This window comes from Shimia litoralis (assembly GCF_005518135.1).
GTDB classification, from domain to species: Bacteria; Pseudomonadota; Alphaproteobacteria; order Rhodobacterales; family Rhodobacteraceae; genus Shimia_E; species Shimia_E litoralis.
The window spans coordinates 96,467-118,697 of record NZ_SULI01000004.1; the positions used below are offsets into that span (position 1 = coordinate 96,467).

The window sequence follows — 22,231 nt, forward strand, 5'->3', positions numbered from 1 at the left end:
GCTTACCCTTCTTCGTCGCCAAAGACGTATCCGGAATCCAGATAAGTCAGATAATAATCGTCGGTGCTTCCCAATACGTCGGTCAAAGCGTCGGGCAATACGGTGAACGTGGCGCTAAAGCCGACCCAGACGCCCGCTATGGTTGCCGTGGCCAAACCAGCCAGCGTCGGCCAGCCGCCCAAAGAGTGCATAAGCCTGAACAGTTTGCCTTTGGAACGGCGGGTCGGGTCGGGCGACACGGACGCTGCGCGCATCACTTCTTGATGTGTCTCAGCATCCGCTAGGACACGTGCCATAAAATCAGGTGACGGGGCCAGCGCTGGATCAGACACAGCGCCATCGAACAGATCATCAAGCATGTCCATGTCACGGTCGGTCTTAGTCATGTGAGTACCCCAATTCCTTACGTCTTTTGCCCAGTTCGGCGGCCAATGCACGCTTTCCACGCGCGGTCAAACTTTCAACAGCTTCCACGCCGATCTCCATGATCGCCGCGATCTCGGGGTTTGACACCCCTTCGATGTGGCGCAATATCACTGCCTGACGCTGCCGAGTGGGCAATGCCCCCAAGGCCGATTGCAATGCATCCATGCGCGCACGGTTCTGCAGCATTTCTGGCGCTGAAATCGCGTCATCTTCTGGTTCGGGAATGGCATCAAGCGCCACTCCGCGCGTTTTTCTCAATCTGTCAGTGCACAAATTCGCCACGACCCGATACAACCAAGTGGTCACCTTGGCTTCGCCTTGACGCCAGTCCGGTGCGATCTTCCACAAGCGCATCAACGCCTCTTGCGCCACATCCTCGGCTTCAGCACGATCTCCCAGCATGCGCACCGCATGGCCAAACACCTTTGGCGTCAATCGCAACGTCAAGACACGCGCAGCCGCCTGATCACCGTTGGCATATAGAACCAACAGGGCGTCATCCGGAATCTCGTCGTTTGCGTCATAGGGCATAGTCATTTCCCGATGGCCTAGCCTGTATTACAAAGGGGGGCAATCTGACCCGCCACCAAAACACGTGGCGGGCCTAATACTCGTTAGAGCTTAATTTTGGCCAGATGCCTCTGGTGCCCCATCCATTTTCATACCCTTATGCTTGCCTTTATGGCGCTGCTTCATATTGGCTTTGGCAGCTTGATATTCTTGGGCTGAGATGGCGCCATCATTATCGGCATCCATGTGTTCAAACATTTTGGCTTGGCGCTTGCCGTTATGCTTCATTTCCTCAAGGCTCAGCTTTCCATCACCATTGGCGTCTTTTTTCTCGAGCATTTTGGCGCTGCGCATTTTCGCCCGCTCTTGCATGCGTTTCAATGTTTGGGCTTCAAGTTCGTCCGCGCTGAGAAATCCATCGCTGTTGGTGTCAGCAGTTTCAAAGCGAAGCTTGGAAAAGGCCTCGATTTCAGCTGGGGTGATCTTTCCGTCCTGATCCGCATCCAACTCCTGAAAGCTTGGCATCATTGGGCCGTTGCGCCCCATGCCCTTTGCAGCAACAGAAACCGCTGTAACGCTCAAGGCCGCAGCCACGATACCAGAAATAAAGAGTGCTCGTTTCATGTGTCGTCTCCTGTTTCAAACAATCAAAGCAGTGTTCTGATCTGCTTTCGAAGTATAAAACGCGAGATATCCGAGTTTCCGTCGCAAGTTTTTCATTTTTCTTTCGCACCTGGTTTTTTTCCAAAAAGACATGTTTGCGACATCGGGACGCAAGGCGCTATTGCCCCTTCAAATATGGCGACAATGCCCACATCTTGGCACGTGGATTGCGAGGACAATATGACAGATACAACAGCGATGGTCGAAGACCGCCCGTTGCGGCCGGCCCTTTTCAAAGGCTGGCGGCGAAAATGCCCGAATTGCGGCAATGGCCCGATGCTAAAAGGTTACCTTAAGGTGCGCGACAGCTGCCCGGTGTGCCGCGAAGATCTCACGCCCCAGCGCGCCGATGACGGCCCCGCATATTTGACAATCTTGATTGTCGGCCACTTGATGGCGCCTCTTTTGCACATCGTGTTTGTGGCTTGGCGCCCAGAACCGTTGATCTTGTTTACGATTTTCTCGGTTGGATGTGTGGCGTTGTCTCTATACCTATTGCCTAGACTAAAAGGTGTGGTGGTTGCTTTTCAATGGGCACGGCGCATGAATGGGTTTGACGATTCATAATCGTTCATCCGCAACGGCAAGAGGACAACATGACAATAGACAAGACAGCTATTCGTAACGCAGCGACCGTCATTGTATTGCGCGACCGGTTAACCGATCCGCATATTTTGATGGGTCAACGCGGTGCCAAGGCGGCCTTTATGCCGAACAAGTTCGTGTTCCCGGGCGGAGCAGTAGATGCCGCAGATGCAGATATCGCTCTTGCCAACCAAATGCCCCAGCTTTGCCGCGACCGGCTCACTGATCAATCTGACCCTGCGTTGGTGCATCCGCTGGGCGTCGCTGCAGTCCGCGAATTGTGGGAAGAAACCGGGCAAATCCTTGGAACCCGCGGAGAATGGCAATCGCCACCGCCCGCAGATTGGACCACCTTTGCGGCCACGGGGCATTTGCCCTCGGCACATGGGCTCCAGTTCGTGTTTCGTGCAATCACCCCTCCGGGGCGACCAAGACGATTTGATGCACGGTTTTTCCTGTTGGATGCCGCAGAGCTTGCAAGCAACCTTGATGATTTCACATCAGCTTGTGACGAGCTTTCTCATCTTCAGTGGATTCCGTTGCAAAAAGCACGGGAATACAATCTGCCCTTTATCACCGAGGTGGTCCTGGCCGAAGTGGAAGCGCGTCTTGAAGACCCTGCCCCACCAGAGAACGTGCCATTCTTTCGCAACGATGACGAAGAAGGCCTGTTTTTGAAGCTTCGCGGACGCACGCCAGATTATCGCGAAGACTAGCGTGCCGTCCTAGATTTCGCAAAACTGTGGGGGTTCGCTTATCCCCACAGCACCAACGCCAAGACGCTGAGGCTCACCAGCCCAATGCCCAGCCATTCACGCGGCCTGATTGTTTCTCGGAAAATCAACACGGTCGCCAAAATCCCGAACACGATCTCGACCTGTCCGACGGCTTTGACGTAAGCGGCCTTTTGCAACGTGAATGCCGTAAACCAACAAAAGGTGCCCGCCATGCTGGTCAAACCGATCCAAAGCGCCGTGCGCCATGCACAGAACACGCGTTTGATCTCTTGAGGGTCACGGATCTGCATCCAAATCGCCATGCCAGTCATCTGCATCGTGGTGATGGCCGATAACGTGATCAAAGCCCGCACCCCTGCAAGATCGCTGGCCACTTCAAGAGATGCCGCGCGGGCACAGACCCCCGCAACGCCGAACAGCCCCCCCGCCAAGAGGCCCAGCCCCGCAGACGGGCTTAGGAGGCGACGCCAGATGGGACCATGCCCACGCTCAACGGGCCCAGACAGAACCAAAAGCCCCGCCACCCCCAACAGGATCGCAACCGCGCCCATTGTCGACAGGGTTTCTCCCAAAACGATAAAGCCGATGACAACCGTCAGCAGAACCTCGGTTTTGATGAACGTCAGCCCAACAGCAAAGTTGCGTCGCCCCAAGAGTGTCACGGTACATACAGTCCCCAATATCTGCGCCGCACCACCTATAAAACCATAGCTCCAAAAGGTCAGATTGGGAAAAGAGGGTAAGTGGCCCGTCAGCCCCCCGTACACACCAAGACACAGCACCGCCAAGGGCGCCGAATACACAAAGCGCGCGAATGTCGCCCCAGACGCTGACAATGCCCCTTGAAACAGATGTTTTTGCAACATGAAGCGCACTGATTGAAACAGCGCGGCGGCAAACGAGGCCAGTATCCAGAGTTCCATGACGTCTGTAATGCCCACCGCAGGTTCAGAACACCAGCCCGTTACGCCCTGTCAGTCATAAACCAGGACCAGCCGTGCAAAACCTCAGGGGGTCTTGCGTCCCCAGCCGATGTTGGCCCAAATGCGTTCGTACACCAGATACAGCGAAAGCCCCACGGCGGTATTTATCAGCGCCATCTGTCCCCCGACGGCAAGCGACCCGGTCGCGATAAATCCGACGGCCCCCATGGTTGCCAAACCAATTGCATTCCATATCAATGCCTTAAGAAGCGATCGCCGACGCGTTTCCATTAATGTTTGCACCTTGCAATATGGGAGGTTCGCCTTCTTTCTTATCTGCATATTCCCTTTTTCGGAATTCAGAGAATAATTCACAAAATCAATCATCTGTGATATTTGTCACCATATGAGCAAAATAGTCGACAAACGTGTGCGGGCTGATCGGTTTCGCCAAAGGCTTGGTGTCGCGCTGCAAGACCGCGCCATGTCCCAAAGTGCCCTCGCGCGGACAATCGGGGTGGATCGGTCTACGATTTCCCAGCTTTTGAAAGACACAGGCGCGCGCCTGCCCAACGCACAGGTTGTCGGGGAATGCGCGTCGGCCTTGGGCGTCTCAGCAGACTGGTTGTTGTCTTTGACCGACAGGCCCGAAAATGCCGCCGACATTCTGGCCAACTCCCTCACATTAACCGAAGCACCGCGTGCCTTGGTCGACGAACATATTTTCGGTTGGCATCTAGAAGCCGCCGGATACAAAATTCGCCACGTCCCTGCCGGCATGCCCGACATGCTGAAGACCAAAGAAATCCTCGAGTGGGAATACACCCCCCACCTTGGGCGCACCACGGATCAAGCGATTGGCGCATCCGAAGATCGTCTGAACTGGATGCGCGCCAGCCAGTCGGACTATGAAATTGCGCTTCCGCTGCACGAACTCCAGAGCTTTGCATCGGGGTCAGGGTATTATGAGGGATTGCCCAAAGACTTACGACGCCGACAGCTTGATCACCTCAGCACCCTGACAACCCAGCTATATCCACGCATGCGCGTGTATCTGTTTGATGCACGACAGCTGTTTTCCGCACCTGTCACCGTTTTTGGTCCGCTGCTCGCGGTGCTATATTCCGGCCGCAACTACTTGGCCTTTCGCGACACAGAGCGGGTGCAAAGCTTTAGCACACATTTCGACACTCTGGTGCGCCAAGCAAGCGTTTCTGCGCGCGAAATTCCCAACCACGTAGACACGTTACGGGACGTGCTTTAGGGCACAGCCCATCAAATCAATCCGCCTTGGGATCGGGGTTGACCGTATGACCGTCAACGGCGATCACCTGACCGGATATAGCCCCAGAGGCTGGCCCACTTAGGAAAACCGCCATGTCCGCGACTTCGGACGCCTCGACAAAGCGTCCCAAAGATGTGCCCGAGGCATAGCCTTGGTATACCTGATCGCGCGTCATGCCTTTGGCTTGAGCCTCGCGTTGCAACACCCCTTCCATACGATCGCCAATCACAGACCCGGGGCAGATCACATTGCACCGCACATCAAAGGTGCCCAATTCCATCGCCAAGGTCTTGGCCAATCCGATGACCGCCCATTTCGCCGCACAATAAGGTGCTCGATTGGGATACCCATACTGACCAGCGGTCGACGACGTCATGACAATGGCGCCGGATTTGGCCGCCTTCATCATCGGCACCCCGTATTTGACGGCCAGAAATGCCCCATCCAGATTGACGCTGACACACGCCTGCCACTCCTCAAGCTGGATGTCTTCGACAGCGGCTGTAGGGCCTGCCACGCCCGCATTTGCACAAAGCACATCAAGTCCGCCCCAGTCATTCGAGATGTCCTCAAACAGGGCTGCCATCTGATCTTCGTTGATCACGTCCACGTGGCTGGTGCGCCAATGCGAAGGAACTTGCGACAGGGCCTGCGCGTTCAGATCACTGACCCAGACATCATAACCTGCAGCGTCAAATGCGTGCCCCATGGCGCGCCCGATGCCCGCGCCACCCGCGGTAATTAAAACCCGCGGCATCACCGAGGTGCTCCAACATAACGCCCAACGCCTTCGGGGGCCTCAAGGCCGGATTGCGCCTTGCAAATCATCTCCAAATTGGCCGCAATTTCTGGGCTAAACGGCGCAGGGCGGCGGGTTTCAAGGCTGACGTGGATCAAGATATGTTCGGCTGTGGCCAGCAAGGTATCCCCCGCGTACATTTCGTGCCAAAGGTGCATTTTTTTACCTTCGGCCATCAAGACACGTGTGTGCACTTCGATACGCGCGCCCAGATGTGTCTCGTCTATGTGGCGAATATGGGTTTCGGCGGTAAAAAAGCTGCCCCCCGTCGCGATATAGTCCTGATCACATCCGATAATTTCCATCAACCGGTCCGACGCATCGGCAAATGCATGCAAATAGCGGCTTTCGGTCATGTGACCATTGTAATCAAGCCAATCCACCGGCACCGCGCGACGGACGGTGGTGATCGGCTGGGTTGCGTCTGTGATGTCAGAAGCATGGCGCACCATACCTGCCTCGGCAGAGAGCCGGACATCATGTGCATTCATCACAGCACCCGCGCCCCAATTTTGCGCCTTGAGGGCACGCATCATGGACACAAGGTTGTTGTCGCGAATACGCTCGAGCTCGCGAATAGAATGCTGGCCCGATTGCGCGTCTGACTGACCCGCGATCAGGTCGACCAACTCGTCGGTAAACTCGGGGACATCCATCAACTTGGTCCAAGGCCATTTCAAACACGGGCCGAATTGGGCCATGAAGTGCTTCATGCCCGCCTCGCCGCCTGCCACGCGGTAGGTTTCGAACAACCCCATTTGCGCCCAGCGAATGCCAAAGCCCATCCGGATGGCTTCGTCAATTTCTTCGGTGGTGGCGATTCCGTCTTTGACCAACCACAGCGCCTCGCGCCAGACCGCCTCGAGAAAGCGATCCGCAATATGTGCGTCGATTTCCTTTTTTACATGCAGAGGATACATGCCCAACGCGGTGAGAGTCGCTTTGGCGCGCGCGATCAGATCGGCACTATTTTTTTCTGTCGGGACAAGCTCGATCAGCGGTAAAAGATACACAGGATTAAACGGGTGTGTGACCACGATTTGTTCGGGTCGCGTGGCACAATCTTGCAATTCACTGGGCTTGAACCCCGATGTGGATGATCCGATCACCGCAGTTTCCGAACAATCGGCCTGAAGCGTTTGATACACTTTATGTTTCAGCTCAAGGCGCTCGGGCACGCTCTCTTGAATCCATTCCGCGCCCTGAACCGCTTCGGACATCGTGTCGTGAAAGCTGAGGCGTCCTTCCTGCGGCAGTGCGGTGTCACTGAGCCCCGGCATGGACCGGCGGGCGTTGTCCAACACCTCACCGATTTTTCGCTGGGCTTCGGGATCAGGGTCAAACACCCGCACATCCCATCCGTTCAAAAGGAACCGCGCGGCCCATCCACCGCCAATAACGCCGCCGCCAATGATTGCTGCTGTGTTGCTCATAGTCGTGTCTCGCTTGTTGGTTGGATCAGAGGTCGGCCTCTGGCCACTGAAATTGCCTCGGGGGATCGCCCGTCAGATCACCTTACATCGTGACAGGCGATTGCTTGGTCAGACCAAGTTTCTCGCGCACCTGTTCCGGCCCCATCACCTTTGCGCCCATGGCTTCGATGATGGTTCTGGCACGCGCAACCAATTGATAGTTCTCGGCCAACTCGCCTTTGCCCAGCCACAAGTTGTCTTCCAACCCAACGCGCACATTGCCACCCGCCAGAACCGACGCCGCCACATAGGCCATTTGATCCCGCCCAAGCGAAAATGCCGACCAATCCCAGTCGCTTGGCACATTGTTCACCATGGCCATGAATGTATTCAAATCGTTCGGCGCGCCCCACGGCACGCCCATGCACAGCTGAACCAGTGCGGGCGATGTTAGAACGCCTTCTTTGACCAATTGCGTCGCAAACCAGAGATGCCCCGTGTCAAAGGCTTCGATTTCAGGTTTCACACCAAGGTCCGTCATCATCTGGCCCATTGCGCGCAACATCCCGGGCGTATTGGTCATGACATAATCGGCCTCGGCAAAGTTCATGGTGCCACAGTCCAACGTGCAAATCTCGGGCCGGCACTCGGCAATATGCGCCATTCGTTCGCTGGCCCCCACCATATCCGTGCCTTGCTTGACCGGAAGCGGCTGTTCGACATCCCCAAACACGATGTCGCCCCCCATTCCCGCTGTGAGGTTCAGAACCACATCCGTATCAGATGCCCGTATGCGATCGGTCACCTCGCGGTATAACCCCAAATCTCGGCTTGGCACGCCAGTTTCAGGGTCTCTGACGTGGCAATGCACAATCGCGGCACCAGCTTTGGCGGCCGCAATGGCGCTGTCGGCAATTTGCTCTGGGGATCGGGGCACATGGGGGCTGCGGTCTTGGGTGCTGCCAGATCCGGTCACAGCACAGGTGATGAACACGTCTTGGGACATTTGCAAAGGCATGGGGTGATTCCTCGTTTCTTGTTGACCCAAGTATTCCCGTTCTTGAAATACTCAACTTTACCTTTTACGAATGATATATGTCAGAAACCGCAAAAATGAGCTTTTTTCCAAAGTCGACCCCGTTGGAGACTGCGGTGCTTGTTTTTGACCAGTGCAACACGCTGAGCTTTGCGGCAGCAGTCGATCCGATGCGCGCGGCCAACCGACGTTCGGGGAGCACATTGTTTGACTGGACGTTTTACACGGCGTCAGGCGACCCTGCCCAACTTACCAGCGGTCCTCTTATTCAAGGTCCCCCCATCGCCTCGCTCGCGCGGTGCGATCTCTTGCTGTTGGTGGCCGGATTCGGATTGGAAGATCACGCAACCCCCCGATTGCTGTCCAGCTTGCGCAGGCTTTGCAAGTCAGGTGCCGTCATCGCAGCGATTGATGGCGCGCCGTGGCTTCTTGCCCAAGCCGGATTGCTGGATGGTCATGTGGCGACGACACATTGGGAAGATTTGGATGCTTTTGCGACGCGGTTTCCGCAAATTGACACCCGCAAGGACAGATTTGTCATCAGCCCCCCGTTTGCAACGTCAGGTGGCGCGGCCCCCGGCCTTGATATGATGCTATTTTTGATCGCCGAACGTTTTGGTCGCCCCCTTGCAGATCGGGTTGCCAGTGCCTTTCTGTACGACCCGCTGGCCGCAGGACCCCAGCGCCCAAGCGCCCCGGCTGATCCGATACGCCGCAATCCGCAAATTGCACGGGCTTTGAACATTATGAGTCAAACCATCGACGTGCCTCTGTCGATTGGCGAAATCGCACGCCAAGTAAGCCTGTCAGTGCGTAGCCTTGAACAACGATTTTCAAATCACTTGGATATGTCACCGCATGCTTATTATCTGCGGGTGCGCCTGAACGAAGCGTTGCGTCTTGCGACAGATACCGACATGCCCGTGCAAGAGATCGCGCTTGCGACTGGGTTTTCGTCACAAACCAGCTTTTCCCGCGCGTTTCGCCGGATACATGGAAATTCTGTCAGGTCTGTGCGCAGCGCAGCACCACCAGAGCGAAACTTTGGCGCACCCTAGCCGCCAACATCCCCCTGAGCGACCGAGACCGATTTGATAATTGCGAAAATCTCGTCGCCATTTTGCAGCCCCATCGCCACCGCCGAGCGTCGCGTGATCCGCGCCAGAATGTGTTCGTCTGCGCAGGCAATACGCACCATCACCCCCGGCCCCGCCCCCTGACGCATAGATACAATTTTGCCCTTGAGCACATTCAACGCGGACAGGCCTTGGGGGGCAGATCGCGACAGAATCACATCTTGCGCCCGAATGCGCACCCGCATGTGGATTCCGATTTCGGCTTGAACCCCCGGCAGCAAGAGCGCCCCGCCACATGTGGTCAGCTCGCTCAGGCCGTCGGCGTGATGTGCGACCAGCTTGGCCGCAAGAACGGCCCCAGCATCCCGCACGCCCAGCGCCGACACCGCATCAGGATCAGACAGCACATCGGCCATCGCCCCGGCGCGCGCGACACGGCCGCCTTCAAGCACCACAACGGTGGTCGCCAAACGCGCCACTTCGGCAATCGAATGGCTCACGTATAGGATCGGAATCTGCGCGTCGTCTCTAAGGCGCTCAAGGAATGGCAAAATCTCGGCTTTGCGCGCTTCATCCAAAGCGGCCAATGGTTCATCCAGCAAAAGCAGTTTGGGATCAGCCAAAAGGGCACGCCCAATCGCCACCCGCTGTTTTTCGCCCCCTGACAGACGCGCGGGTCTGCGCGCCAGCAAATCCCCAATCCCTAACAAATCAATGACACGGTCTTTTTGCGCCTTGCTCATGTCACGGCGTTGCGCCTTGGCCCCATAGGCAAGGTTTTCTTCTACCGTCATATGCGGAAATAATCGCGCGTCTTGGAACACATACCCCAAACGGCGCTTGTGCACTGGCAACCATATACCTGCGGCTTGGTCAAACAATGTGACGTCATCAATGCGCGCATATCCCGCATCAGGCTTGAGCAATCCTGCGACGGCATTGACCACCGTTGTTTTGCCGGTGCCGGATCGACCAAACAAGGCCGTCACACCTTTTGGCGCATCAAAGGCAACATCCAGCGAAAACCCACCCATTCGGTGGCGTATGGAAACCGAAAAACTCATTGTCCTGCGATCCTGCGTGCCACGCGGCGCGACACCACCTCGGACACAACCAAAGCCGCCATCGCCACGACGACAGACACAAGAACCAACCGCAGGGCCAAATCCTCGCCGCCCGGCACCTGAAGCTGTCCATAGATCGCAGACGGCAAGGTTTGTGTGCGCCCCGGAATCGCCGAGACAAACGTGATGGTCGCGCCAAATTCCCCCATAGCCTTGGCAAAGCCCATCACAACACCTGCGATGATCCCCGGCACAATCAGCGGCAAGGTAATCGTAAAGAACACACGCACACGCGATGCCCCAAGCGTGCTTGCGGCATCCTCCAGACCGGGATTAACAGCCTCGATTGCCAATCGAATTGCCCGCACAGTTAGGGGAAAGGCCATTACCGCCGCCGCCACCGCAGCGCCCGTCCAGCGAAAAGCGACCACGATGCCCAAGTACTGCTCTAGAAACGCCCCGACGGGCGCATTGCGCCCCAGTATCATCAACAGGATATATCCCGTCACAACCGGTGGCAAAATCAACGGCAGGTGCACGAGACCGTTCACCACCTGTTTTCCGACAAAGTCTTTGCGTGCCAAAATCCATGCGATGGCAATACTAAAGGGCAAGCTTAGAAACACCGCCCAGAACGACACCTTGAGAGACAGCAACACCGCTGTCCATCCATCAGGCCCCAGCCAGCTCATTGCCCCCCCAGAACGGTGAACCCGTTTTTGCGGAAAATCTCTGTGGCCGCTGCCCCCGCGAGAAACGTCATCGCAGAGATGTTCAGGGGATTTTCGCTGACCCGCGCTACAGGATAGATGATCGGATCATGCAGCGTTTGAGGGAACGACGCCACGACGTGAATATCCGAGCTGGCGACCACATCACTGGCATATACAACCCCCAGATTGGCTTCGCCCAAAGCGACCAGCGCCAGCGCAGACCGCACGTTGTCTGTCTGGGCCACATGTGGCTTTAGATCATCCCATATGTGCAACGCTGTCCACGCCTGAACACCGTATATCCCTGCGGGCACAGCAGACACCATCGCCATGGCCAGCGGTCCCCCATCAAGGCGGTCGAGAATATCATCCGAGACCAAGGCGGCAGGTGTAGGATCTGTTCCGATCAAGACCAACCGGTTGCCCAACAGATCGCGACGTGAATTATCCCGAAGCAGGCCTTGCTGGTCCAGCACATCCATCCAATCCACATTGGCCGAGACAAAGATGTCCGCAGGCGCCCCTTGTTGAATTTGGCGCGCAAGTGCCGAACTTCCTGCATAAGACACGCGCATGGTATGCCCGCTGGAAGTTTGCCATTGTACCGCGATTTCGTCCAAGGCGGTTTTCAAGCTCGAGGCGGCGAACACGGTCACCTCCCCCGCAAGAGACGGCGCGCTTGCAAGCCCAACCGCCACTCCGAAAACCACCCCCAAAAGTTGTCGCAGGACATTCATGTGCGAACTATTGCGCGCAGCGCGCAGCGCCGCAACCGCAAAGTCAGCGTGCCAACCCCAACAGCCCCGCGACGTCCATATGCGTTTCCATGTGATCTGCCAGTTGGTCCAGAACGCGTTCCACTGCTTCATCGTATCCCTGTGACCCAGACACCGCCCCGAACTGTGCCAACCAAGCCCTGCGAAACCCGTCATCGCGAAACATGCCATGCAGATAGCTTCCCGAAATGCGGCCATTCGGGCTTGTGGCCCCTTCATCCGCATGAGCCACGGTTGCAAAGGGCCGCGCCCGATCTGGGCCTTCGGTCCGCCCGATATGGATTTCGTATCCGCCAAAGGTCTGTCCGCTGGCGACATGCGTGGCCGAGGTCTCGGTCAGTCTTTTATCAGCGGTCATCACCGTCTCGAGATCCAACAACCCAAGGCCAGCTGTATCTCCGGCTGGGCCTTCGATACCTTGTGGATCGCATACACGCGCACCAAGCATTTGATAGCCGCCGCAAATCCCCAACACATGCCCCCCGCGCCGCACGTGGGCCGCAAGATCAATATCCCAGCCTTGTGTCTTGAGAAACGCCAGATCGCCGCGCGTAGATTTGCTGCCGGGGATAATCACCACATCGGTGTTGCCGGGGATCGGCTGGCCTGCGCGCAACATGGTCAGGTTCACATTGTCTTCTTGGGCCAATGGATCAAGGTCGTCAAAATTCGCGATGCGCGACAATCCAAGGCACACAATGTTCAAACCGTTGCCGGATCGTGCATCCTTGATATCCAGTGCATCTTCGGCTGGCAATTTCCATGCTTCGGCAAAATACGGCAGCACTCCAAACCCGCGCCATCCCGTTCGCTGTTCAATCAACGCATAGCCGTCGTCAAACAATGTTGGGTCACCACGAAACTTGTTCACCATGAAACCGACAATACGGTCTTCGTCTTCGGGTGAAATCACCGCTTGGGTGCCCACAAGTTGCGCGATCACCCCACCACGATCGATGTCCCCCGCAAGGATCACCGGCACATTCGCAGCCTCGGCAAAGCCCATATTGGCAATATCACCTTGCCGCAGGTTCACTTCGGCGGGCGATCCGGCGCCTTCGACAATCACGAGGTCATGCGCTGTTTTCAAGCGCTCAAAGCTGGTTAGGACATGCGCCATAAGCTGGGGTTTCAGGGCCGCATATTCGCGCGCCTTAACCGTACAAAGGCGCTTGCCCTGCACGATCACCTGCGAGCCGACATCGGTCTCTGGCTTCAACAAGACCGGGTTCATGTCAACCACGCTTGGCAGTCGGCAGGCCAGCGCCTGCAAGGCTTGGGCGCGGCCAATTTCCCCCCCGTCCGAGGTCACAGCCGCATTGTTCGACATATTTTGTGGCTTGAAAGGTGCCACGGAAAGTCCCCGTTTCAAGGCAGCACGACACAATCCAGCAACCAGCATGGACTTGCCGACGTTCGAACCCGTGCCTTGGATCATAATTGCCTTGGACATGCGTGCTCCTGTTGGGCCGGGATGTCAGGGACACCCGTTTTTACCCGCGTGTTGCAGAACCGATTTTCATTGAAAATCAATTATGTAGATGTTGATCGGCCCTAGAATTCAATACCAGCCTGTGCCTTGATCCCATCACGAAACGGATGTTTGACCAACGTCATTTCGGTCACGAGGTCTGCGGCTTCGATCAGTTCCGGCTTGGCATTCCGGCCCGTCAAAAGAACGTGGGTCATGTCGGGTTTCTCCGTCAGCAAGAACTCGACGACCTCGTCAATATCCAAATAGTCGTTACGCAGGGCGATATTGATCTCATCCAAAAATACAAACTGATTGGCGGGATCGCGGATCAATTCTTTGGCCAACTCCCAACCTGCTTGGGCTTTGGCAATGTCACGCGCACGGTCTTGGGTCTCCCATGTGAATCCTTCTCCAGAGACGTGAAATTTCACCTCGTTCTGGAAATGCTGCTCAAGAAACGCCCGTTCCCCGGTGGCCATCGCGCCTTTGATGAATTGCACAACCGCCACAGGCATTCCGTGGGCAATACAGCGCATAATCATCCCAAACCCGGAGCTGGATTTGCCTTTGCCCGGCCCGGTGTGGACCATGATCAGGCCCTTTTTCTCGGTTTTTGTCGCCATCAGACGATCACGTGCGGCCTTGATTTTTTTCATCTTTTCAGTGTGACGGGTGTTTTGGTCGATGCTGTCGCTCATGATGGGCCTCTGACGGGTTCGCGCAAAATTTTCGGCACGAAACCACAGGCCTCGCCCAAGCACAAGCCATCCTGCGACATCTCAGGTCTCGCGTGCGCCGCTAAACACCGGACGCGGCACAGGCCCAAAGAGATGTGGCAAGATCACAATCAGATACAGCCCCCACCCTGCACACCAAAGGCCAGCCGCCAAATCCAGAGCCTGCGCGAGCCGTGCCACTGTTGCGGCCGTAACAAGGCTAAAGGCTATGAGGGTGCCATACCGCGCCTTTAACCCCTGATCGGTACGCCGCGCAAAGGCCCGCGCAGACACCCCCATAATGAGCCCGCCCATAGCCCCCATCATCAGGGCATGCGCCACCACGGACCCCGAAAAGCGGCCCACCATCAGAAAACCACCAAGCATCAAGGCACCTGTTGCCAACCACAGCACCCCCAGCACCAGCATGAACAAAAGGCTATCGCTCAGAGAGGGGCGCAGGGACCAGGACCCTAGCTGGCGAAGCATTCCGATACCCGATGCGAAGAACACCACCCCCGCAACAGTTGTGTACCCAACGACCAGAAGCCCCCCCGAGATCACTATGAGCAGAATAACAAACAAATATTCAGATCGGGATTGGGCACGCACCCTGTGCCCCATACGGACAGCCGCCTGTTGCAAGAATGCGGGCACCATGCGCAGGCCAACAACACTGGCAAGTAACGCAAACATCAGAATGGGCGCCATGCTCGGCACGCCTACATTAGAGGTCACCCGCAGAATCCAAACAGCAGAGCCCACACCCGCCATCAGGCAAAACACGATGAATACCGGACGCCAGCTTTTGCCGCCCCTGTGCGCTTCGACGCACAGCAAGGCCGCCATCCACCAAAAGTATCCCAGCGAGGTCATCGGTGCCCACCAAGGCGGCACCTGAGGGATCACAAGCCCAAGACGCGTCGCCAGCCACAAAGCCACAAGCCCCCACAACGGCCATCCCGACACGGGTGCCCGCCCGGTCCAGCTGCTGCAAGCGGTCAGCAAATACCCTGCCACTGCCGCGCCCCCGAAACCAAAAGTCATCTCGTGAATGTGCCACTGGAGCGACAGGTCAAGATTCGGCCAGACGACCACGCCCCACCGCCAAAGCGCCACACAGACCGCAGACCACAGGGCAGCAAGGGCAAACATAACGCGAAAAGATGCACCCCAAATGCCGCTATTGGGCCAAACCTGGTCGAAACCGGCTGTATTGCGTGCCAACGTGGCCTCTCCTGCTTGACAAACTATGGTGCTCTGGCTCACTTGAGCGCGCTGGTGCCTATCCTATGATAGGTGAATAGGGAATGCGATGGGGATCAGATGTATCCTTAAGCGCAGCCGCCCCCGCGACCGTGACCGGAGAGGTTGCCCATTGCCACTGGTTTCATCCGGGAAGGCGGGGTCGCCACAGGGACAGACAACTGTGCCTAAATCCGCAAGCCGGGAGACCTGCCAGCGCCAAAAGACGTAAACCGGACGGGGTGACTCCGGTGTCGGGTCAGCGCCATCTTGCGCCCCGTCATCTTCCCCGTTCCCGATATGGGAAGATGAAATGGCCGACAATACTGTGCCCGTAGAACTCTTGGTCTGTACCACCTGTCGGGCGGGGCAATCCACAGATATTGAGGGCCCACGCCCGGGGACACTGCTTGAAAATGCGCTGCAGGCTCAAGATTGGCCTGAAAACGTAACTGTCAAAGCCGTCGAATGCCTCTCAAACTGTGACAGTGGCTGTTCGATTGTTGTACGTGGCGGCACGGATCGCTGGACATATGTCTATGGCAATTTCACCGGCCCTGAAGACACCGCATTGATTCATGACGGCATCACCAAATATGCCGCAACCCATGACGGGCTTGTGCCTTGGCGCGAACGCTCGGTTCACTTCCGTAAAAACTGTATTGCGCGCATTCCGCCGCTGGAGATTCCAAATGTCTGATCTGTCTAAACTCCCTGTCACCGTGATCACCGGCTTTTTGGGATCCGGCAAAACGACGCTGATCCGTCAGCTTATGCAAAACCCCCAGGGCAAACGTCTGGCGGTGATCGTGAACGAATTCGGCGATGTCGGTGTGGATGGCGAGATTTTGAAATCTTGTGCAATCCCCGATTGCCCTGCGGAAAACATTCTCGAGCTGGCCAATGGCTGTATCTGCTGCACCGTGGCGGACGACTTTATTCCCACCATCGAGGCTTTGATGGCGCTGGATCCGCGCCCCGAACACATTCTGATCGAAACCTCTGGTCTGGCCCTGCCCAAGCCATTGCTCAAGGCGTTTGACTGGCCTGATATTCGCTCGAAAATCACCGTCGATGGCGTGATTGCGCTGGCCGATGCCGAAGCCGTGGCCGATGGCCGCTTCGCGCCAAACGTAGCGGCGGTGGATGCCCAGCGCCTTGCCGACGATAGTCTGGATCACGAGACCCCGTTGTCGGAAGTCTTTGAAGACCAGATCAGCTGTGCCGATATTGTACTGTTGACCAAACCTGATCTGGCTGGCCCAGACGGTGTTGCCAAAGCCAAAGCCGTTGTTGCGGCCGAAGCCCCCCGCCCTCTCCCCGTAGTCGAAGTCGCCGAGGGTGTCGTCGATCCGCGCATTATCTTGGGCCTGAATGCAGCCGCCGAAGACGATATCGACAACCGTCCGTCACACCATGATGGTGCAGACGATCACGAACACGATGATTTCGAAAGCGTCGTTATTGATCTGCCCGAGCAAGTGGATGCCGCGACACTGGCGGCCAAAATCGAAACCCTTGCCAAAACACAAAACATCTTGCGTCTCAAAGGGTACGCAGCAGTTCAAGGCAAACCCATGCGCCTGTTGGTACAGGCCGTTGGCGCACGCGTGCGCCACCAGTTTGACCGCCCTTGGGCGCCGGATGAGGCACGTCAGGGCCGCGTGGTCGTGATTGCAGAGCATCACGACGTAAACGAAGAAGCGATCCGCAAGGCATTGGTTGATTAAACCCCATGCATGTCATCTTTCGCGAAAGTCATGGCCTCGAAGAGACCGAAACACCGACCGATCTGGGCCAAAGCCCAGCGGATCTTGTGGTGTTGTCGTTTTCCGACAGTGATCTTGGGGCTTTCGCGGCAGGATGGCATCGGGCGAACTCTGGCGCGACAGGCAAATTGGCCACGTTGCGCCTTGCCAATCTGACCCAGCTCAAACACCCGCTCTCGGTGGACACTTATATCGAGCAAACGCTTGAAGGTGCCAAAGCCATTTTGATCCGCCTGATTGGCGGAATTTCCTATTGGTCCTATGGCATTCAGCAGGTGGAACGGCTGTGTCGGGATCGTGGGATCGCGCTGGCGGTCTTGCCTGCTGACGGGCGGCCTGATCCGCGATTGGATGAGGTTTCGACACTTCCGGCCAGCACGCTGCATCGGTTATCGCATCTGTGTGACACCGGCGGGGCCATCGCCGCACAAGCTGCTTTGGCGCAACTGTCGTTGGCCGCAGGTCTATATGCCAGTCCGGTTGCGGGTGCCAAAACCTTGCCCGATCAAGGCGGCTGGACGCCGGAAACCGGCGTGTGTGATCCCGATGCGGTGCGCAACACAGACCTGACGCTGATTGCGATCACGTTTTACCGCGCCTATTTAACTGCCGCTGACATGGCCCCAATCGAAGCCCTGTTTGCAGCGTTTCGTGCACGTGGATTTGACGTGATTGGTCTGTTTGGGCCATCGCTCAAGGCCCCGAGTGCGCGCAAATTCATCAAAACCCAGCTGGAACACCTGCGCCCTGCCGCGATTGTGAATGCGACATCGTTTTCAGGCAAAGGCAAGGATGGCTCCTCGCCGCTTGACGCCACAGACGCCCCTGTCTTTCAGGTGGCCCTTGCGACCTCGGACACAAACGCATGGCAGACGGCAGAACGCGGGCTCTCCCCCGCGGATCTGGCCATGCACGTTGTATTGCCCGAAGTCGACGGGCGCTTGTTTGCGGGCGTGGCCTCTTTCAAAGAAGCAGGCACAGCGGATACTGATTTACAGTTCACCCGACTGGCCCATACGCCGCATCCCGACCGCATCCGTGCGATTGTCGATCATGTGTGTGGTTGGGTGGCTCTTGCCCAGATACCTAGCTGTGACAAACGCCCCGTTCTGGTATTGTCGACCTATCCCGGAAAAACATGGCAGATGGCGCATGCGGTCGGGCTTGATGCGTTGGCGTCGTCCGACGCGATCCTAAGTGATCTTGCCCAAGACGGGTACGCAATCGACACCGCCGGGCCGTTGGCGGACGCTTTGGAAACGGATCGGCTGGAATGGTCCTTGGAGGCCTATCGCGTCGCCCTGAAAACCTTGCCCCAAGCGTTACAAGATGCCCTGACCGCAGCATGGGGCGCCCCACAGGACGACCCAGATGTTTTGGACGGGCATTTTCAATTCGTCGCAACACGGCGCGGCAATGCGCTTGTGGCCCTGCAGCCAGAACGCGGCATGCTGGAAACACGCGACGAAGAATATCACGATCTGGCGCGCACACCGCGTCACGCCTATGTCGCGTTTTATCTGTGGTTGCGCCATGCCCACCGCGCACATGCGCTTGTCCATGTGGGCGCGCATGGCACGCTTGAATGGCTGCCGGGCAAATCGGTGGCCCTGTCTGACGCCTGCTGGCCCGAGGCCCTGACCGCAGCGCTTCCTGTCATTTATCCGTTTATTGTCAACGACCCCGGCGAGGCAGCCCAAGCCAAGCGCCGCATCGGTGCGTTGACCCTTGGCCACGTGCCGCCCCCAATGAAAGCCAGCGCCACACCCCAAAGGTTTGCGCGGCTGGAAACCTTGCTGGATGAGTTTAGCAACGCGGATGGCCTTGACCCCAAACGTCGTGATCGGCTGCAAGACAACATTCGCGACGAAGCCGAGGCTTTGGGGCTTCATGCGGAACTGGGGCTTAATGAGGCCACGTCGCTCGCTGAAACTTTGACGCGCATCGACACCTTTGTGTGTGACATCAAAGAAAGCCAGTTTGGCGACGGCCTGCATGTTTATGGGCGCGTTCCAGACATCGCTGGAAGTTTTGATATTGGCCCGTCTGCCGCAAATGAAAAGCAGGCGTTGATTGCTGCGCTGAATGGCCATCGCATTCCGGCAGGACCATCCGGCTCACCGTATCGCGGACGGCAAGATGTTCTGCCGACGGGGCGCAATTTGTTCACGACCGATCCTCGGTCGGTTCCGTCACGCGCCGCATATGCCCAAGGCGTGAAACTTGCCGAAGAGCTGGTGCGCCGTCATCTTCAGGACGAAGGCGATTACCCCAAAACCTTGGTGGTGGATCTTTGGGGGTCCGCGACCATGCGCACGGCTGGCGAGGAATTTGCCATGGCCCTGCATATGTTGGGGGCCAAACCCGTCTGGGACGAAGGCAGCGAACGCGTGTCGGGTGTCGAAATTTTGCCTATTACCTTACTGGATCGCCCCCGCATTGACGTGACACTTCGGGTATCTGGATTGTTCCGCGATGTCTTTCCGACGCTGTCGACGTTGTTTTCGCAAGCCGTTCGCGCGTTGTCTGAGCGCGACGAAGCCCCCGATTGGAACCCCTTTGTACAGGCGCAAGACGCCGCGCGCGTTTTCGGCCCTGCTCCGGGAAGCTATGGCATCGGGATGGGCGCAAGCGTGGAAACCTATTCCGAGGACGGGCGCCAAGACGCAGGACAGGCCTGGTTACAGGCCAGTTCGTGGTCATTGGATGGCGACACAGCCACACAAAATCTTGCCGCCATTTCCGAGCGGATCTCTCAGGCAGAAGGTTTTGTACATCTTCAGGACATGCCCGAAACGGATGTGTTGATGGCCAGCGATTACGCCTCGCACGAGGCCGGGTTCGCAGCGGCCCAAGCAAGAGTGGGGGGCAATGCCGCCCTGTATCACGTCGACAACACCGACCCTCAGCAACCGCGCGCACGTGCGCTGCGCGAAGAAATTGCACGGGTCGTGCATGCCCGCGCGACCAACACGGATTGGCTCGAGGGCATGATGCGCCACGGGTTTCGCGGCGGGGCCGAAATTGCCGCAACACTGGATCACATGGCAAGCTTTGCCCATTTGGCCGACGTCGTATCCCCGCAATTGTTTGACGCCTATCACGAGGCGACACTGGGAAATGACACCATCGTCGCCTTTCTGGAACAGGAGAATCCGCAAGCCTTGGCCGCGATGAAAGAGCGGTTTACCGCGCTGTACCAAGCGGGTCTTTGGCAAACCCGCCGGAATTCGATTTTGGCCGATCTGGATACATACCAATGACGCGCCCTGCTGCAAAAGGCTGGTGCCCTGGGGCGTATCATCCCATGATCTCGGGCGATGGTTTGATTGTGCGCGTGCGCCCGCAGATGATGCGTCTTACACAGACGCAGGCCCTTGGGCTTTGCGATTTGGCGACAACCTATGGGTCTGGTCTGATTGATTTGACCAGCCGTGCAAACCTGCAGATCCGTGGCGTGCGCCCAAGTGATCACGAGGCGTTGCTTGCAGGGCTTTTGGAACTTGGGCTGCTCAACGACGATCCCGATCTTGAAGGCCGTCGCAATATTTTGGTGACCCCGCTTTGGCACCACGGCGACGTCAACGCACACATTGCGCATGATCTGATCCAAAGATTGGCCGACTTTCCTCAGCTACCGGCGAAAATGGGGTTTGCCATTGACGCAGGTCCAACGCCGATCCTTCAAGGGGACTCGGCGGATTTCCGGATTGAGCGCGCAGCAACCGGCAACCTGATACTGCGGGCCGATGGTGCAACGGCCGGTCGCAAGATCACGCAAGATACAGCAATTCTCGCCCTTATTGAAATGGCCCAGTGGTTTTGTGACACCGGCGGGGCACAAAACCGACGTATGGCCAAACATGTCACCAAGGTGCCCCTTCCCGACACCTGGCAAAACCTTGAACCCGCAAGCGCAGCTAAGAAACCAACACCAGGCCTGATGGCCCAAGGTCACGCATATGGCGTTGCATTTGGACAAATCGAGGCACAGGCCCTCACGTCCCTTTTTCTGGCATCACAGGCCACAGCCCTGCGCGTCACACCGTGGCGGTTGTTTATTCTGGAAAACGCTACGCATCCCGCGACAACCGGCTTTATCTCCCATGACGCAGACCCATTGCTGCGAATGGACGCCTGCCCCGGTGCCCCCTTTTGTGAGAGCGCTTCGGTCGATACACGTAGCCTTGCCCGCAAGCTGGCCCGCGCCGCTAGCGGTCCGGTTCATGTCTCTGGGTGTGCCAAAGGATGTGCGCGCCCGCGCATTTGTGAAACCACCCTTGTGGGCCGCGATGGCAAGTTTGATCTTGTCCGCAACGGCCTGCCATGGGATGAGCCCGACCAATTCAATCTTGACCCAGACACCCTGCCTGACCGCATCGGAGACTTATGATGCCGTATGAATACGAAAAAAACGGCCAAGCGATCTATGACGAGAGCTTTGCCACCATCCGACGCGAAGCCAATCTGGCACGGTTTGAAAAAGACGAAGAACAGGTCGCCGTGCGCATGATCCACGCGTCTGGCATGATTGGCCTTGAAGAATACGTGCATTTTTCGCCTGGCATGGTGGCCACCGCACGCGCAGCACTGGAAGGCGGTGCACCGATTTTTTGCGATGCGCGCATGGTATCAGAAGGTGTCACGCGCCCGCGTCTTCCTGCAGACAATGAAATCATATGCACGCTACACGCCGAAGGTATCTATGACATGGCGGCCAAGATGGGCAACACCCGCTCGGCCGCGGCCCTCGAGCTTTGGCGGGACAAACTTGGTGGCGCGATTGTCGCGATCGGTAATGCCCCGACCGCGCTGTTCCATCTGTTGAACATGCTCGAAGACCCAAGCTGTCCGCGCCCAGCAGCCATCATCGGCTGCCCTGTTGGGTTTATTGGGGCGCAGGAATCCAAAGACGCCCTCTGGGAGGCAAACCCCGTGCCAAACTGTATCGTCAAAGGCCGTCTTGGCGGATCCGCGATCACCGTCGCGGCCATCAACGCCATCGCCAGCCGCAAGGAATGA

Annotated in this window: 23 protein-coding genes and 1 riboswitch; of the genes, 9 read left to right on the plus strand and 14 right to left on the minus strand. The window is 57.3% G+C overall.

Features of this window, described 5'->3' with window-relative positions; translation table 11 throughout:
• Nucleotides 1-2: 2 nt before the first annotated feature.
• The 3 genes from FAP39_RS05395 to FAP39_RS05405 all read right to left on the minus strand — a co-directional run bounded on the left by FAP39_RS05395 (nt 3) and on the right by FAP39_RS05405 (nt 1,560).
• A complete protein-coding gene (locus FAP39_RS05395; protein ID WP_138015367.1) occupies nt 3-386 on the minus strand; it encodes a hypothetical protein in 384 nt (127 codons plus the stop codon).
• Nucleotides 379-963 carry an RNA polymerase sigma factor gene (locus FAP39_RS05400; RefSeq protein WP_138015368.1) on the minus strand — a complete coding sequence of 195 codons (585 nt, stop codon included), beginning with the start codon at nt 961-963 and terminating at the stop codon, nt 379-381. Before FAP39_RS05400 ends, FAP39_RS05395 begins: the two co-directional genes overlap by 8 nt.
• 84 nt (nt 964-1,047) lie before the next feature.
• Nucleotides 1,048-1,560, minus strand: coding sequence for an EF-hand domain-containing protein (locus tag FAP39_RS05405; protein WP_138015369.1), 513 nt, complete (start codon nt 1,558-1,560; stop codon nt 1,048-1,050).
• 219 nt (nt 1,561-1,779) lie between these two features.
• On the opposite strand from FAP39_RS05405, the gene FAP39_RS05410 reads away from it, so the two are divergent.
• The gene (locus tag FAP39_RS05410) at nt 1,780-2,166 is read left to right on the plus strand and encodes a DUF983 domain-containing protein (protein WP_138015370.1); all 387 of its coding nucleotides are present in this window, start codon (nt 1,780-1,782) and stop codon (nt 2,164-2,166) included.
• Between the two features lie 29 nt (nt 2,167-2,195).
• Entirely contained in the window at nt 2,196-2,900 is a 705-nt protein-coding gene (locus FAP39_RS05415; protein WP_138015371.1) for an NUDIX hydrolase, read from the plus strand.
• A 38-nt stretch (nt 2,901-2,938) separates the two neighbouring features.
• On the opposite strand, the gene FAP39_RS05420 is transcribed toward FAP39_RS05415, so the two are convergent.
• Nucleotides 2,939-3,844: a DMT family transporter gene (locus FAP39_RS05420; protein ID WP_138015484.1), complete on the minus strand. Its 906-nt coding sequence runs from the start codon at nt 3,842-3,844 to the stop codon at nt 2,939-2,941.
• A gap of 84 nt (nt 3,845-3,928) precedes the next feature.
• The gene (locus FAP39_RS05425; RefSeq protein ID WP_138015372.1) at nt 3,929-4,135 is read right to left on the minus strand and encodes a DUF2061 domain-containing protein; all 207 of its coding nucleotides are present in this window, start codon (nt 4,133-4,135) and stop codon (nt 3,929-3,931) included.
• A gap of 115 nt (nt 4,136-4,250) precedes the next feature.
• Between FAP39_RS05425 and FAP39_RS05430 the strand changes: the two genes are divergently transcribed.
• Nucleotides 4,251-5,108 (plus strand): helix-turn-helix domain-containing protein, encoded by an 858-nt coding sequence (locus FAP39_RS05430; RefSeq protein ID WP_138015373.1) that lies wholly within the window; start codon nt 4,251-4,253, stop codon nt 5,106-5,108.
• Nucleotides 5,109-5,124: 16 nt separating this feature from the next.
• Here the strand turns inward: FAP39_RS05430 and FAP39_RS05435 are convergent, their stop codons facing one another.
• From FAP39_RS05435 to bcoG, 3 genes are all read right to left on the minus strand, one after another.
• Nucleotides 5,125-5,886, minus strand: a complete 762-nt coding sequence (locus tag FAP39_RS05435) for an SDR family oxidoreductase (RefSeq protein ID WP_138015374.1) — start codon at nt 5,884-5,886, stop codon at nt 5,125-5,127.
• Nucleotides 5,886-7,361, minus strand: coding sequence for a carnitine 3-dehydrogenase (locus FAP39_RS05440; RefSeq protein WP_138015375.1), 1,476 nt, complete (start codon nt 7,359-7,361; stop codon nt 5,886-5,888). Before FAP39_RS05440 ends, FAP39_RS05435 begins: the two co-directional genes overlap by 1 nt.
• 82 nt (nt 7,362-7,443) lie before the next feature.
• Nucleotides 7,444-8,358, minus strand: coding sequence for a 3-dehydrocarnitine:acetyl-CoA trimethylamine transferase BcoG (gene bcoG / locus FAP39_RS05445; RefSeq protein WP_138015376.1), 915 nt, complete (start codon nt 8,356-8,358; stop codon nt 7,444-7,446).
• A gap of 95 nt (nt 8,359-8,453) precedes the next feature.
• Here bcoG and FAP39_RS05450 point away from each other — a divergent pair, with 95 nt between their 5' ends.
• Nucleotides 8,454-9,434, plus strand: a complete 981-nt coding sequence (locus FAP39_RS05450; protein ID WP_246058951.1) for a GlxA family transcriptional regulator — start codon at nt 8,454-8,456, stop codon at nt 9,432-9,434.
• Here FAP39_RS05450 and modC read toward each other — a convergent pair.
• From modC to FAP39_RS05480, 6 genes are all read right to left on the minus strand, one after another.
• A complete protein-coding gene (modC, locus tag FAP39_RS05455; RefSeq protein WP_138015378.1) occupies nt 9,431-10,516 on the minus strand; it encodes a molybdenum ABC transporter ATP-binding protein in 1,086 nt (361 codons plus the stop codon). The genes FAP39_RS05450 and modC overlap by 4 nt on opposite strands.
• Nucleotides 10,513-11,208, minus strand: coding sequence for a molybdate ABC transporter permease subunit (modB, locus tag FAP39_RS05460; protein ID WP_138015379.1), 696 nt, complete (start codon nt 11,206-11,208; stop codon nt 10,513-10,515). Before modB ends, modC begins: the two co-directional genes overlap by 4 nt.
• Nucleotides 11,205-12,098, minus strand: a complete 894-nt coding sequence (modA, locus tag FAP39_RS05465; protein ID WP_246058954.1) for a molybdate ABC transporter substrate-binding protein — start codon at nt 12,096-12,098, stop codon at nt 11,205-11,207. Before modA ends, modB begins: the two co-directional genes overlap by 4 nt.
• Nucleotides 12,010-13,458 (minus strand): cobyric acid synthase, encoded by a 1,449-nt coding sequence (locus FAP39_RS05470; protein ID WP_138015380.1) that lies wholly within the window; start codon nt 13,456-13,458, stop codon nt 12,010-12,012. The genes modA and FAP39_RS05470 overlap by 89 nt, the downstream gene beginning before the upstream one ends.
• A 101-nt stretch (nt 13,459-13,559) precedes the next feature.
• Nucleotides 13,560-14,177, minus strand: a complete 618-nt coding sequence (gene cobO / locus FAP39_RS05475; protein ID WP_138015381.1) for a cob(I)yrinic acid a,c-diamide adenosyltransferase — start codon at nt 14,175-14,177, stop codon at nt 13,560-13,562.
• Nucleotides 14,178-14,258: 81 nt separating this feature from the next.
• The gene (locus tag FAP39_RS05480; RefSeq protein ID WP_138015382.1) at nt 14,259-15,422 is read right to left on the minus strand and encodes an NnrS family protein; all 1,164 of its coding nucleotides are present in this window, start codon (nt 15,420-15,422) and stop codon (nt 14,259-14,261) included.
• A 35-nt stretch (nt 15,423-15,457) separates the two neighbouring features.
• Nucleotides 15,458-15,672: riboswitch (cobalamin riboswitch) on the plus strand.
• A gap of 81 nt (nt 15,673-15,753) precedes the next feature.
• Between FAP39_RS05480 and FAP39_RS05485 the strand changes: the two genes are divergently transcribed.
• Genes FAP39_RS05485 through FAP39_RS05505 form a run of 5 tightly spaced genes read left to right on the plus strand, consistent with a single transcriptional unit; the run spans nt 15,754 to nt 22,231 of the window.
• Complete coding sequence (locus tag FAP39_RS05485) at nt 15,754-16,140, plus strand: DUF1636 family protein (RefSeq protein WP_138015383.1); 387 nt, start codon at nt 15,754-15,756, stop codon at nt 16,138-16,140.
• On the plus strand, nt 16,133-17,170 hold the full coding sequence (cobW, locus tag FAP39_RS05490; protein WP_138015384.1) for a cobalamin biosynthesis protein CobW: 1,038 nt from the start codon (nt 16,133-16,135) through the stop codon (nt 17,168-17,170). Before FAP39_RS05485 ends, cobW begins: the two co-directional genes overlap by 8 nt.
• Nucleotides 17,171-17,175: 5 nt before the next feature.
• Nucleotides 17,176-20,472, plus strand: coding sequence for a cobaltochelatase subunit CobN (cobN, locus tag FAP39_RS05495; protein ID WP_138015385.1), 3,297 nt, complete (start codon nt 17,176-17,178; stop codon nt 20,470-20,472).
• The gene (gene cobG / locus FAP39_RS05500) at nt 20,469-21,602 is read left to right on the plus strand and encodes a precorrin-3B synthase (RefSeq protein ID WP_138015386.1); all 1,134 of its coding nucleotides are present in this window, start codon (nt 20,469-20,471) and stop codon (nt 21,600-21,602) included. The genes cobN and cobG overlap by 4 nt, the downstream gene beginning before the upstream one ends.
• Nucleotides 21,602-22,231, plus strand: coding sequence for a precorrin-8X methylmutase (locus tag FAP39_RS05505; RefSeq protein ID WP_138015387.1), 630 nt, complete (start codon nt 21,602-21,604; stop codon nt 22,229-22,231). Before cobG ends, FAP39_RS05505 begins: the two co-directional genes overlap by 1 nt.